Origin of the sequence: Bradyrhizobium sp. LCT2, assembly GCF_009931255.1 — a bacterium.
GTDB classification, from domain to species: Bacteria; Pseudomonadota; Alphaproteobacteria; order Rhizobiales; family Xanthobacteraceae; genus Bradyrhizobium; species Bradyrhizobium diazoefficiens.
Genome location: NZ_CP034432.1, coordinates 853166 through 866378 on the forward strand (window position 1 = coordinate 853166; position 13213 = coordinate 866378).

At 65.3% G+C, this 13213-nt stretch carries 10 protein-coding genes; 2 read left to right on the plus strand and 8 right to left on the minus strand.

Features of this window, described 5'->3' with window-relative positions; genetic code table 11:
- Positions 1–56: 56 nt before the first annotated feature.
- The 8 genes from EI171_RS04735 to EI171_RS04770 form a co-directional block, all read right to left on the minus strand.
- On the minus strand, positions 57–3014 hold the full coding sequence (locus tag EI171_RS04735; RefSeq protein WP_011083284.1) for a 2-oxoglutarate dehydrogenase E1 component: 2958 nt from the start codon (positions 3012–3014) through the stop codon (positions 57–59).
- A 137-nt stretch (positions 3015–3151) separates the two neighbouring features.
- Entirely contained in the window at positions 3152–4036 is an 885-nt protein-coding gene (sucD, locus tag EI171_RS04740) for a succinate--CoA ligase subunit alpha (RefSeq protein ID WP_011083285.1), read from the minus strand.
- Between the two features lie 34 nt (positions 4037–4070).
- Positions 4071–4550 (minus strand): DUF1579 domain-containing protein, encoded by a 480-nt coding sequence (locus EI171_RS04745; protein ID WP_011083286.1) that lies wholly within the window; start codon positions 4548–4550, stop codon positions 4071–4073.
- 4 nt (positions 4551–4554) lie between these two features.
- Positions 4555–5751, minus strand: a complete 1197-nt coding sequence (sucC, locus tag EI171_RS04750) for an ADP-forming succinate--CoA ligase subunit beta (RefSeq protein WP_011083287.1) — start codon at positions 5749–5751, stop codon at positions 4555–4557.
- A gap of 224 nt (positions 5752–5975) precedes the next feature.
- On the minus strand, positions 5976–6944 hold the full coding sequence (mdh, locus tag EI171_RS04755; protein WP_008145224.1) for a malate dehydrogenase: 969 nt from the start codon (positions 6942–6944) through the stop codon (positions 5976–5978).
- A 262-nt stretch (positions 6945–7206) separates the two neighbouring features.
- On the minus strand, positions 7207–8391 hold the full coding sequence (gene zapE, locus EI171_RS04760; RefSeq protein WP_161532723.1) for a cell division protein ZapE: 1185 nt from the start codon (positions 8389–8391) through the stop codon (positions 7207–7209).
- Between the two features lie 102 nt (positions 8392–8493).
- Positions 8494–9030 (minus strand): RNA 2',3'-cyclic phosphodiesterase, encoded by a 537-nt coding sequence (gene thpR, locus EI171_RS04765; RefSeq protein ID WP_011083289.1) that lies wholly within the window; start codon positions 9028–9030, stop codon positions 8494–8496.
- A 174-nt stretch (positions 9031–9204) separates the two neighbouring features.
- Positions 9205–9849 carry an arylesterase gene (locus EI171_RS04770; protein WP_161532724.1) on the minus strand — a complete coding sequence of 215 codons (645 nt, stop codon included), beginning with the start codon at positions 9847–9849 and terminating at the stop codon, positions 9205–9207.
- A gap of 55 nt (positions 9850–9904) precedes the next feature.
- Between EI171_RS04770 and EI171_RS04775 the strand changes: the two genes are divergently transcribed.
- Both EI171_RS04775 and EI171_RS04780 read left to right on the plus strand, forming a co-directional pair.
- Positions 9905–10627, plus strand: coding sequence for an ABC transporter ATP-binding protein (locus EI171_RS04775; RefSeq protein WP_060909711.1), 723 nt, complete (start codon positions 9905–9907; stop codon positions 10625–10627).
- Complete coding sequence (locus tag EI171_RS04780; protein ID WP_011083292.1) at positions 10624–13194, plus strand: ABC transporter permease; 2571 nt, start codon at positions 10624–10626, stop codon at positions 13192–13194. The genes EI171_RS04775 and EI171_RS04780 overlap by 4 nt, the downstream gene beginning before the upstream one ends.
- The last annotated feature ends 19 nt before the right edge of the window (positions 13195–13213 follow it).

The window sequence follows — 13213 nt, forward strand, 5'->3', positions numbered from 1 at the left end:
CGCCATGGCATGCCGGATGCCCCGCTTTTGGCGGGGCATGACGCAGTTCAAAAAGTTCAGCTCAGTGCTTCGTCCAGGAACGCCTTCAGCTGAGCCTGATGCTTGGACATCAGACCCGTGGCGGTCGCGGCGGAAGCGGCGCGGCCGACATAACGCGGACGCCGGCTCACACCGTTCACCTGGTTCAGCACCCACTCCAGATAGGGCTCGATGAAGTGCCAGGCACCCATGTTGCGGGGCTCTTCCTGGCACCACACCACTTCGGCCTTCTTGAAGCGCGACAGCTCGGCCACCAGCGCCTTCAGCGGCACCGGATAGAGCTGCTCGACGCGCATCAGGTAGATGTCGTCGATGCCGCGCTTCTCGCGCTCCTCGTAGAGGTCGTAATAGACCTTGCCGGAGCAGAGCACGATGCGGCGGATCTTCTCGTCCGGAACGAGCTTGATGGCATCGGTCGGCAGCATCTGGGCGTCGTCGTACAGGATGCGGTGGAAGGTCGTTCCCTTCGCAAGCTCCTCGAGACGCGACACCGCCCGCTTGTGACGCAGCAGCGACTTCGGCGTCATCAGGATCAGGGGTTTACGGATCTCGCGATGCAGCTGCCGGCGCAGCACGTGGAAGTAGTTCGCCGGCGTGGTCGGGTAGACCACCTGCATGTTGTCTTCCGCGCACATCTGCAAGTAACGCTCGAGGCGCGCCGAGGAGTGCTCCGGTCCCTGCCCTTCATAGCCGTGCGGCAAGAGGCAGACGAGGCCGGACATGCGCAGCCATTTGCGCTCGCCCGAGGAGATGAACTGGTCGAACACGACCTGCGCGCCGTTGGCGAAGTCGCCGAACTGCGCTTCCCACAGGGTCAGCGTGTTCGGCTCGGCGAGCGAATAGCCATATTCGAAGCCGAGCACGGCTTCTTCCGACAGCAGCGAGTTGATGACCTCGTAATGGCCCTGCTCGTGGCCGAGATGGTTGAACGGCGTGTAGCGGCTCTCGTCTTCCTGGTCGATCAGGACCGAGTGGCGCTGCGAGAAGGTGCCGCGCTCGGAATCCTGGCCGGACAGCCGGACGTGATGGTTCTCGTTGAGCAGCGAGCAGAACGCCAGCGCTTCGCCGGTCGCCCAGTCGATGCCGGCGCCGCTGTCGATCGCCTTGGAGCGGTTCTCCAGGAAGCGCTGGATGGTGCGGTGGACGCGGAAACCATCCGGCACCTTGGTGATCTTGCGGCCGATATCCTTCAGCGCGGTGATGTCGACGCCGGTGACGCCGCGGCGGGCGTCCTCTTCCTGGTCGGCGATCTTGAAGCCCGCCCACTTGCCGTCGAGCCAGTCGGCCTTGTTCGGCTTGTAGGAGGTGCCGGCCTCGAACTCGGCATCGAGCCGCGCGCGCCAGTCGGCCTTGGCCTTGTCGACCTCGCCCTCGGTCATCACGCCTTCGCTGATGAGGCGGCGGGCGTAGAGCTCGAGCGTGGACGGATGCGCCGCGATCTTCTTGTACATCACCGGCTGGGTGAACGCCGGCTCGTCGCCCTCGTTATGGCCATGCCTGCGGTAACAGAACATGTCGATGACGACGGGCTTGTGGAACTTCTGCCGGAATTCGGTCGCGACCTTGGCCGCGAACACCACGGCTTCCGGATCGTCGCCGTTCACATGGAAGATCGGCGCGTCGATCATCTTCGCCACATCCGACGGATAGGGCGAGGAACGCGAGTAACGCGGATAGGTGGTGAAGCCGATCTGGTTGTTGACGATGAAGTGCACGGAGCCGCCGGTGCGGTAGCCCTTCAGGTCCGACAGACCGAAGCATTCCGCGACCACGCCCTGGCCGGCGAACGCGGCGTCGCCGTGCATCAGCAGCGGCATGACGGAGATGCGCATATCCGGCGGATCGCCGTGCTGGTCCTGCTTGGCGCGGACCTTGCCGAGCACGACGGGATCGACGATCTCGAGATGCGAGGGATTGGCGGTCAGCGACAGATGGATGCGGTTGCCGTCGAACTCGCGGTCCGAGGAGGCGCCGAGGTGATACTTGACGTCGCCGGAGCCTTCGACCGCGTCAGGGTTGGCCGAGCCGCCCTTGAACTCGTGGAACAGCGCGCGGTGGGCCTTGCCCATCACCTGGGTCAGCACGTTGAGGCGGCCGCGATGCGGCATGCCCAGCACGATTTCCTTCACGCCGAGATTGCCGCCGCGCTTGATGATCTGCTCGAGCGCGGGGATCAGGGATTCAGCACCGTCGAGACCGAAACGCTTGGTGCCGGTAAACTTGGTATCGCAGAACTTTTCAAAGCCTTCGGCTTCGACCAGCTTGGTCAGGATGGCTCTGCGGCCCTCGCGGGTGAAGGAGATTTCCTTATCGGGCCCCTCGATGCGCTCCTGGATCCAGGCCTTCTGCGCGGCATTGCTGATATGCATGAACTCGACGCCGAGCGTCTGGCAGTAGGTGCGCTCGCAGATCGCGGTGATCTCGCGCAGCGTGCCGTATTCGAGACCGAGCACGTGATCGAGGAAGATCTTGCGGTCGAAATCGGCCTCGCTGAAGCCGTAGGTGCGCGGGTCGAGCTCTTCGCGGTTGCGCGGCGCCTCGATGCCGAGCGGATCGAGCTTGGCGTGGAAGTGGCCGCGCATGCGGTAGGAGCGGATCAGCATCAAGGCGCGGACCGAGTCGCGCGTCGCCTGGAGCAGATCGGCGGAGGAGATATCGGCGCCCTTGGCCTGCGCCTTGGCGGCGATCTTGCCGCCGACCGCCTTCTCGACCTCGGCCCAGTTGCCGTCGAGGGCGGAGGTCAGGTCGTCCTGCGGCGTCAGCGGCCAGTTGGCGCGCTCCCAGGACGGGCCCTCGGCGTTCCTGCGGACGTCGTCCGGCTGGTCCTTCAGGCTCTTGAAGAACTCCTGCCACTCGGCGTCGACCGAGGACGGGTCCTTCTCGTAGCGGGCGTAGATTTCGTCGATGTAGGTGGCGTTGGTGCCCTGCAAAAAAGATGAGAGGGCAAAGGCTGCGTTCGCGTCTTGGCGAGACATACTTGAGTTCCTGGCGATTTCGGTTCGCGCATAACAAACGGCGCTGGCGCTGGGCTCCCCGGCAGAGGCCCAGCGCGATTGGCACCATTTACCCTATTTGCTGCGAAACTTCGCCCGGAAAAGTACGAAGAAGTGAATTAGCCTTTCAACTTTTCGGCAAGCGTGTGCCCGAGGCGGGCGGGCGACGGCGACACTGTAATCCCAGCCGATTTCATCGCGTCGGTCTTGGAACCGGCGTCGCCCTTGCCGCCTGAAATGATCGCGCCGGCATGACCCATGCGGCGGCCGGGAGGGGCGGTGACGCCGGCGATGAAGCCGACCATCGGCTTCTTGCGGCCGCGCTTGGCCTCGTCCTTGAGGAACTGGGCGGCGTCCTCCTCGGCGGAACCGCCGATCTCGCCGATCATGATGATCGATTCCGTCTTGGGGTCGGCGAGCAGCATTTCCAGCACGTCGATGAACTCGGTTCCCTTGACCGGGTCGCCGCCGATGCCGACCGCGGTGGTCTGGCCGAGGCCTTCCTGCGAGGTCTGGAACACGGCTTCATAGGTCAGCGTGCCGGAGCGGGAGACGATGCCGACGCTGCCGGTCTTGAAGATGTTGGCCGGCATGATGCCGATCTTGCATTCGCCGGCGGTCATGACGCCCGGGCAGTTCGGCCCGATCAGGCGGGACTTGGAACCGGCCAGCGAGCGCTTCACGCGGACCATGTCGATGACCGGAATGCCTTCCGTGATGCAGACGATCAGCGGGATCTCGGCGTCGATGGCTTCGCAGATCGCATCGGCCGCGCCCGGCGGCGGCACGTAGATCACCGACGCGTCCGCGCCGGTCTTCTCACGCGCGTCGCGCACGGTGTCGAACACCGGCAGGCCCAGATGCGTCGAGCCGCCTTTGCCCGGCGAAGTGCCGCCGACCATCTTGGTGCCGTAGGCAATCGCGGCCTCCGAATGGAAGGTGCCGTTCTTGCCGGTGAAGCCCTGGCAGATGACCTTGGTGTTCTTGTCGATCAGGATGGACATGAGGTCTGCTTTCGCGAAACTAACGAGTGAGAGGTCAGTGGATGCGGCGGTAGACGCCGGTGAGCACGTCAGCCCAGCCTTCCGCGTCCGGCGAGAACTGGATCTTCAACGAGTAGGAATTGTCGTCGATGATCTCGTAGACGTGGCGCGCATTGCCGCGGAGCGAGCCGCGCACCAGCGTCAGGGTCTTGCCGACCCACCCGCCGGAGGCGGGCGAAGGCGGCGTGTAGCCGAGCGAGTCGTACCAGAACAATTTGTAGGTCCGGTCCTCGCGGTCGAAGGTGAAGATGCCGTGGGTGGCGAAGATCTGCTTGCCGTCGCGCATCTGGACCGAGTCCTGGATCAGGTAGAACCCGTTGAGATCCATGCGCGCGACGGTGTGCGAGGTGGCCGGCCCGCCCGCCGTCCAGCGCGACGGGAAGACCACCTCTTCGCCATCCCATTCGCCGGCGAACGCGGCGAGACGCGCGTGCTCTGCAAGCGGAGATGATGCGGCGAGATGGTCCTGGGCCATGGCGTTAGCCTCCCTTGACGGCCTTCACGATCTTCTGCGCGGCGTCGTCGAGATTGTCGGCCGGCACCACGTTCAGACCGGATTCAAGGATGATCTTCTTGCCGAGCTCGACATTGGTGCCTTCGAGGCGAACCACCAGCGGCACGCTGAGGCCGACCTCGCGCACGGCGGCCGTGACGCCCTCGGCGATCACGTCGCACTTCATGATGCCGCCGAAGATGTTGACCAGGATGCCTTTCACGTTGGGATCGGCGGTGATGATCTTGAACGCGGCCGCGACCTTCTCCTTGCTGGCGCTGCCGCCGACGTCGAGGAAGTTCGCCGGCGCCATGCCGTAGAGCTTGATGATGTCCATCGTCGCCATGGCGAGACCGGCGCCGTTGACCATGCAGCCGATGTTGCCGTCGAGGGTGACGTAGTTGAGGTCGTACTTGGACGCCTCGATTTCCTTGGCGTCTTCCTCGGTCTCGTCGCGCAGCGCGAGCACCTCGGGATGACGGAACAGCGCGTTGTCGTCGAACGACACCTTGGCGTCGAGCACGCGGAGCTGACCCTGCTTGGTCACGACCAGCGGGTTGATCTCCAGCATCGACATGTCCTTGGCGACGAATGCCGCGTAGAGCTGCGCGGTGAGCTTCTCGGCCTGCTTGGCGAGATCGCCCGAGAGCTTCAGCGCGTTGGCGACGGTGCGGCCGTGATGGCCCATGATGCCGGTCGCGGGATCGACCGAGAAGGTGACGATCTTTTCGGGCGTGTTGTGCGCGACGTCCTCGATGTTGACGCCGCCTTCGGTCGACACGACGAACGAGACGCGCGAGGTCTCGCGGTCGACCAGCAGCGAGAGATAGAACTCCTTGTCGATGTCGGAGCCGTCCTCGATGTAGAGGCGGTTGACCTGCTTGCCGGCAGGGCCGGTCTGGATCGTCACGAGCGTCGCGCCGAGCATCTGCTTGGCGAATTCGGAGACCTCGGCGGCCGACTTGGCGATGCGGACACCGCCCTTGTCGCCGGCGGAGGCTTCCTTGAACTTGCCCTTGCCGCGGCCACCGGCATGGATCTGGCTCTTCACCACATAGACCGGACCGGGCAGCGCCTTGGCGGCGGCCTCCGCGTCTGCGGCTTTAAGGACCGGCACGCCCTTGGAGATTGGGACGCCGAACTCGCCCAGCAGCGCTTTGGCCTGATATTCATGGATATTCATATGGTCGCTCCCTGAATCCGCGGGCGGTGACCTCGTAGGCCCACCTCAGTCTTGTGGCTGGCATACCATATACCACAGGAACTGCAACCCGGATTCTTTGACATCGAGATCTTTGGACTGCTGAGCCGGAACCCGCCAAGCCTTCAACAAGAGTTGCAGCCGGGCCCCAGAAGTGAAACCGCCGAAGACCGGTTTTCCGATCTTCGGCGGGATTTGTTTGCGCCTTAGCGGCCGAGAAGATCGGGGGCGATCTTCTTGCAGGCGTCGACCAGGCCCTGCACCGCGCCGACCGACTTGTCGAAGGCCTCGCGGTCCTTGCCGGCGAGCTCGATCTCGACGACGCGCTCGACACCCTTGGAGCCGATCACGACGGGCACGCCGACATACATGTCCTTCACGCCGTATTCGCCGTTGAGGTAGGCGGCGCTGGGCAGCACGCGCTTCTTGTCACGCAGATAGCTCTCGGCCATCGCGATCGCGGAAGCGGCCGGGGCGTAGAAGGCCGAGCCGGTCTTGAGCAGGTTGACGATCTCGGCGCCGCCGTTGCGGGTGCGGTCGACGATCTCGTCGAGGCGCGCCTGCGAGGTCCAGCCCATCTTGACGAGGTCAGGCAGCGGGATGCCGGCGACGGTGGAGTACTTCACCAGCGGCACCATGGTGTCGCCGTGGCCGCCGAGCACGAAGGCGGTGACGTCTTCAACGGAGACGTTGAATTCGTCGGCCAGGAAGTAGCGGAAGCGCGCAGAGTCCAGCACGCCGGCCATGCCAACGACCTTCTTGTGCGGCAGGCCCGAGGCCTTCTGGAGCGCCCACACCATGGCGTCGAGCGGGTTGGTGATGCAGATGACGAAGGCGTCGGGGGCATACTTCTTGATGCCGGCGCCGACCTGCTCCATGACCTTGAGGTTGATGGAGAGGAGATCGTCGCGGCTCATGCCGGGCTTGCGCGGCACGCCGGCGGTGACGATGCAGACCTTGGCGTTGTCGAGCGCCTCGTAGGAGTTCGCGCCGGTGTAGTGAGCGTCAAAGCCGTCGACCGGGGAGGACTGCGCAATGTCGAGCGCCTTGCCCTGCGGCACGCCCTCGGCGATGTCGAACATCACGACGTCGCCCAGTTCTTTCAGGCCGATGAGGTGAGCCAGCGTTCCGCCGATCTGACCGGAGCCAATCAAAGCAATCTTGTCGCGCGCCATGTGAACCTGTCCTTTAGACACGTAAGGAGGGGAAAACTGACAGGGTGGTTATCCCTTTCGCTTCGCCCGTTCAAGTCGGTGGATGCCCAATTGTCGGGCTTGCCGAGATCGCAGCCAGCATACCCCCGTCCGTCATTCCGGGATGCGCCGACAGGCGCAGGCCCGGAATCCATCGGGCTGCAGAGTTGGTGGCGCGATGGATTCCGGGCTCGCGACTTTGTCGCGCCCCGGAATGACGGCGGAGAAAATGGTGAAATAGGACTTAAGTCTCCACCAGCCCCTTAGTGGAGCCGCTGGCGGTGGAATCCTTGCGGCCGTGAGGCAGCGCCAGATAGGATTCCGAGCTCATTTCGATCAGGCGCGAGGCGGTCCGCTTGAACTCGTTGGCCTCGTTGCCCTCGTCGGCGACGTACAGCGAGATCGGGTTGGCGTCGGCCGAGGCCATCAGCTTCACGGCATTGTCATAGAGCGTATCGATCAGCGTGATGAAGCGCTTGGCGGCGTTGCGCTGGGAGAAGTCCATCACTGGAATATGGTCGACCAGGATGGTGTGATAGTCGTGCGCGAGCCTGAGGTAATCCGATGCGCCCAGCGGCTTCTCGCAGAGATCGGCGAACGAGAACCGCGCCACGCCATGGGCCGAGCACGGCACGTGCAGGATGCGGCCCTTGATCGAAATATCGCGCGACTTGCATTTGGCGCTGCCGCTCATCCGCGACCAGGCGCGGTCGAGGGCTGCGTCCGCATCGCCATCCGCCGGCGTCAGCCACATCGGCACGCCCTGAAGCTTCTCCAGCCGGAAGTCGGTGCGCGCATCGAGCCGCGCCACGTCCATGTGGTCGGTGATCTGCTTGATGAAGGGCAGGAACAGCGAACGGTTGAGGCCGCCCTTGTAGAGATCGTCGGGCGCGACGTTGGAGGTTGCGACCACCACGGTGCCGAGATCGAACAGCTTTGCGAACAGGCGGCCGAGGATCATCGCGTCCGCGATGTCGGTGACGTGGAATTCGTCGAAGCAAAGCAGCCAGCTCTCCTCGAAGATCGCGTTCGCGGTCAGCGCGATGACGTCGCCGTCGGCGATCTCGCCGCGCGCGATGCTCTGGCGATAGTCGTAGATGCGCTCGTGCACATCGGCCATGAACTCGTGGAAATGCGCGCGGTGCTTGTGCTCGACCGAGGAGTGCTGGAAGAACAGGTCCATCAGCATGGTCTTGCCGCGGCCGACCTCGCCATGGATGTAGAGCCCGTGCGGCGCCTCGTCCTTGTCACTGCTGAACAGACGGCTGAGCAGGCCCTGCTTGCGCTGCGGCTTGTAGCTGCCGAGCCGCTGGTCGAGCGCCGCATAGGCTTCGGCGACTTCGGCCTGCGCGGCATCGGGCTCGATCGCGCCGTCGGCGATCTGGGCCTGATAGGCCTCGCGGAATGGGGAACTGGGGGTCGAGAGCATGGCTCTTTACCGCCAGAGACGAACGGAAATTGCAAGCCGTGAATTGGTGTCAGGGGTATGCGAATTTCCTCACTCTCCCCGCAGGCGGGGAGAGGTAAAGACCTACTCACACAGCTCGTAGGCGTCCTCGACCACATACGGTCCGCCGCCGGTCGATGCACGGGACGAGAACAAGACAAAACGTTCGGCCATGAACGCCTTGCTCGGGAAGTAGCCGCGCAGCGACAGATAGTCGGCGACGTCACGGTCGGTGGCGTCGTGCAGTCGCGCCAGCGTGACGTGCGGGATGAACTTGCGTCCCTCCGGATTAAGGCCGATCCGCTGCATCATCCGCTCGAGCTCGGCCTGCAATTCGATCAGCGGCTTGCTCGGCGCGATGGTGGCGACCACCGCGCGCGGCTTGCGGCCGCCGAAGCTCGTCAGCCCCTGCACCTTCACCTCGAACGGTTTGCGGTTGACGCGAAACAGCATCGAGGCGATCTCGTTGGCGGAGACGCCGTCGATATCGCCGATGAAGCGCAAGGTGACGTGATAATTTTCGGGATCGATCCAGCGGGCGCCGGGAAGGCCGCCCCTCAAGTTGGAAAGCGTCTGGCCGATCTCGGCCGGAATTTCCAGACCAGTGAACAAACGCGGCATCGTTTCGCACTCCCGATGCTTGGGTACGGTCCCTTGAAGCAGGACCTTATCCAAATTAGAGCCGGCGACGAATCACCGGTACCCTGATTCCTATCGCAGTTGTGTGACTCTGCGAAGCATCGCGCGGGCCACCCCGGGAAAACCCTGGGAATTAGGGTTAGCGTTGCCTGCTTTTCAACGGCGTTGCTCGCTTATGTTGCGCAGGAATGCCTCCACCGTGGGCATCATGTTGCCGACGATGATGTCGACGCCCGCCGCGGTCGGATGGATGCCGTCGGCCTGGTTGAGCTTGGCGTCGGCCGCAACGCCGTCGAGAAAGAACGGATAGAGCGGCACGTCGAATTGTTTCGCAAGATCCGGATAAATCGAATTGAATCGGGCGGCGTAGTCGGCGCCGTAATTCGGCGGCGCCAGCATGCCGCACAGCATCACCGGAATCCTGCGCGCCTTCAGCCGCTGGACGATGTCGGTCAGCGCGGTGCGCGTCAGGCCGGGATCGATGCCGCGCAGCGCGTCGTTGGCGCCGAGCTCGACGATCACCCCCTCGGTTCCCTCAGGGACCGACCAGTCGAGCCGGTCGCGGCCGCCGGAGGCGGTGTCGCCGGACACCCCGGCATTGGTCATTTCAACCTCTATGCCTTTGGCCTGCAAGGATTTTTGAAGTTTCGTGGGGAATGCCTCCTGGGCCGGGAGGCCGAGGCCGGCGCTCAGGGAATCGCCGAGGACCACCAGCTTGAGCGGTTTGGCGGCCGGCTGGGCCTGTGCCGACGCATTTGTCGCAATTGTCATCACGGCGAGCACCAACACGGCTATGTGCATGAACAATCCGTAACGCCTCTCGACCGCGCTATCGGAGTTGCCATATGACCGGACCATGGACACTCGCATCGAATCCTCTTCGCTCGCCGGCACCACGCCGGACACCATCGCCATCTCCAACGTCAATCTCTCATTGGGTACGGGCGCGGCACGCGTTCACATCCTCAAGGATATCAGCTTGCGGGTCGCCTCGGGCGAGACGATTGGCCTGATCGGCCCGTCAGGCTCGGGCAAATCCACGCTGCTGATGGTGATGGCGGGGCTGGAGCGTCCTGATAGCGGAGAGGTGGTGGTGAACGGCACGCCTTTCAATGCCCTCGACGAGGACGCGCTCGCCCGCTTCCGCGGCCGCCAGGTCGGCATCGTCTTCCAGTCCTTCCATCTGATCCCGACCATGACGGCGCTGGAGAATGTCGCCGTGCCGCTCGAGCTTGCCGGCAATCCCGAGGCCGCGAAACGCGCGGCGCAGGAGCTGCAATCGGTCGGGCTCGGCGACCGCCTGCATCATTATCCGACGCAGCTTTCCGGCGGCGAGCAGCAGCGCGTCGCGCTCGCGCGCGCGCTGGCGCCCGATCCCGCGATCCTCGTCGCCGACGAGCCGACCGGCAATCTCGACGAGGCAACCGGAAAACAGATCGTCGACCTGCTCTTCACCAAGCATGCCGAGCGCGGCATGACCCTGGTGCTGGTCACGCACGATTCCTCGCTCGCGCATCGCTGCGATCGCGTGATCCGCCTGCGCTCCGGGCGCATCGACACGCAGTCTGCGCCGGCATGAGCGCCGCGGCCGAACCGTTCGTGCGGCCCAACGCCGCCGCGTTGTCGCTCCGCTACGCCTTACGCGAATTGCGCGGGGGTCTGCGCGGCTTCTACGTCTTCATCGCCTGCATCGCGCTCGGCGTGATGGCGATCGCCGGCGTCGGCTCGGTGTCGGCGAGCCTCTCCGACGGCCTCGCCCGCGAAGGCCGCACGCTGCTCGGCGGCGACGTCTCCTTCGTGCTGTTCCAGCGCGAGGCCAAGCCCGAGGAAGTCGCTTTCCTGCGTTCGCGCGGCACCGTCTCGACCGCCGCGACCCTGCGCGGCATGGCGCGCTCGGCCGACGGCCAGCTCGCGCTGGTCGAGATGAAGGCGGTCGACGACACCTATCCGATGCTCGGCCAATTGACGCTGGCGCCACAGCTAGCGATGTCCGACATCCTTGCGGAGCGTGACGGCGCGTTCGGCGCGGCTGCCGATCCGACGCTGCTGGCGCGGCTCTCGCTCAAGACCGGCGACCGCGTCACCATCGGCTCGGCGACCTTCCAGATCCGCAGCACCGTCGAAGCCGAGCCCGACAAGCTCGCCGGCGGCATCGGCTTCGGCCCGCGCTTCCTGATCAGCGAGGCGGGCCTGCGGGCCACCGGCCTGATCCAGCCCGGCAGCCTAGTGCGCTGGGTCTACCGGGTGAAGCTGCCCGATACCGCCAACAACGAGCGCGCCACCGACGCCTTCATCGCCGATGCGCGCAACGCCGCGCCGCAGGCCGGCTGGGAAGTCCGCAGCCGCTCCAACGCCTCGCCGCAGCTCGAGCGCAACATCAGCCGCTTCACGCAGTTCCTGACGCTGGTCGGCCTCGCCGCGCTGCTGGTCGGCGGCGTCGGCGTCGCCAACGCGGTGAAGAGCCATATCGACCGGAAGCTCGAGGTGATCGCGGCCTTCAAGGCCGTCGGCGCCACGGGCCGCGACGTGTTCGGCATCTATCTCGCCCAGGTCATCCTGCTGGCCGCGATCGGGTCCGTGATCGGGCTCGCGCTCGGCGCCGCCATGCCCTTCGCCATCGTCGGGCTGTTCGGCAAGCTGCTGCCGCTGCCGGTGGTGCCGGCCGTGCACGCTGACGAGCTCGCGCTGTCCTTCGTCTACGGCCTCTTGACCGCGCTCGCCTTCGGCCTGTGGCCGCTCGGACGGGTGCACGACGTGCCGGTCGCCGCACTGTTCCGCGACACCATCAGCTCCGAATGGCACCGGCCGCGCTGGAGCTATCTCGTGTTCATGGGCGTCGTGATCGCCCTGCTCGTCGCGGTCGTGATCGGCCTGTCCTTCGACAAACGCATCGCGGCGGTGTTCGTGGCCTCCTCGGTCGTCGTGTTCGCGCTGCTGCGCGGCATCGCCGCCCTGCTGATGACGATCGCGCGGCGGATGCCGCGGACGCGGCTGCCGATGCTGCGGCTCGCGATCGCCAACATCCACCGGCCCGGCGCGCTGACGCCCTCGGTCGTGCTATCGCTCGGCCTCGGGCTCGCCGTGCTCGTCACCATCACCCAGATCGACGGCAATCTGCGCCGGCAGTTCCTCGCGGCCCTGCCGGACCAGGCGCCGTCGTTCTTCTTCATCGACATTCCGAGCACGCAGGCCGCGCAGTTCGACGGCTATCTGCGCCAGATCGCGCCCGGCGCCAAGGTCGAGGACGTGCCGATGCTGCGCGGGCGCATCGTCGCCGCACGCGGCGTCCGCGCCGAAGAGCTCAAGCCGACGACCGATTCCGAGTGGGTGCTGCAAAGCGACCGCGGCCTCACCTATACCGGCGAGCTGCCGAAGGGCTCCAAGGTGGTCGAGGGCGAGTGGTGGAGCGCCGACTATTCCGGCCCGCCGCTGGTCTCGATGGAGAAGAAGATCGCCGACGGGCTCGGCCTCAAGCTCGGCGACGAGGTCGTGGTCAACGTGCTCGGCCGCGACATCCCGGCGAAGATCAGCAATCTGCGCAACATCGACTGGCAGGGGCTCGGCATCAATTTCGTCCTGGTGTTCTCGCCGAACGCCTTCAAGGGCGCGCCGCATACCCATATCGCGACGCTGACGGAAGCCGGCAGCAATGCCGAAGGCGACGGCAGGATCATCAAGCAGGTGGCCGACACCTACCCGATGGTGACGAGCGTGCGCGTGCGCGAGGTGATGGAGACGGTCGGCTCGGTCGTGACCAATCTTGCGCTGGCGATCCGCGGCGCGAGCGCCGTGACCCTGATCTCGGCGATCCTGGTGCTCGGCGGGGCGCTCGCGGCCGGCCATCGCCACCGGGTCTACGATGCGGTGATCCTGAAGACGCTGGGCGCGACGCGGCTGCGGCTGCTCGGCGCCTATGCGCTCGAATACCTCCTGATCGGGCTTGCAACCGCGGTCTTCGGCGTGATCGCCGGCAGCATCGCCGCCTGGATGATCGTGACGCGGCTGATGACGCTCAGCTTCGTCTGGCAGGCCGGCAGCGCGGCCGGCGTGGTCGTGGCCGCCCTGGTCGTCACCGTCGGGCTAGGGCTCGCCGGCACGCTCCTGGCGTTGAACAAAAAGCCCGCCACGGTGTTGCGGAATTTGTGACAAAAGGTAGCGGGCCGCC

Coding starts and splice junctions, on each gene's coding strand:
- thpR (WP_011083289.1), bottom strand. CDS start 9,030: ATGCCGCGTTTGTTCACTGGTCTGGAAATTCCGGCCGAGATCGGCCAG.
- sucC (WP_011083287.1), bottom strand. CDS start 5,751: ATGAATATCCATGAATATCAGGCCAAAGCGCTGCTGGGCGAGTTCGGC.
- EI171_RS04745 (WP_011083286.1), bottom strand. CDS start 4,550: ATGGCCCAGGACCATCTCGCCGCATCATCTCCGCTTGCAGAGCACGCG.
- sucD (WP_011083285.1), bottom strand. CDS start 4,036: ATGTCCATCCTGATCGACAAGAACACCAAGGTCATCTGCCAGGGCTTC.
- EI171_RS04770 (WP_161532724.1), bottom strand. CDS start 9,849: ATGCACATAGCCGTGTTGGTGCTCGCCGTGATGACAATTGCGACAAAT.
- EI171_RS04780 (WP_011083292.1), top strand. CDS start 10,624: ATGAGCGCCGCGGCCGAACCGTTCGTGCGGCCCAACGCCGCCGCGTTG.
- EI171_RS04775 (WP_060909711.1), top strand. CDS start 9,905: ATGGACACTCGCATCGAATCCTCTTCGCTCGCCGGCACCACGCCGGAC.
- EI171_RS04735 (WP_011083284.1), bottom strand. CDS start 3,014: ATGTCTCGCCAAGACGCGAACGCAGCCTTTGCCCTCTCATCTTTTTTG.
- zapE (WP_161532723.1), bottom strand. CDS start 8,391: ATGCTCTCGACCCCCAGTTCCCCATTCCGCGAGGCCTATCAGGCCCAG.
- mdh (WP_008145224.1), bottom strand. CDS start 6,944: ATGGCGCGCGACAAGATTGCTTTGATTGGCTCCGGTCAGATCGGCGGA.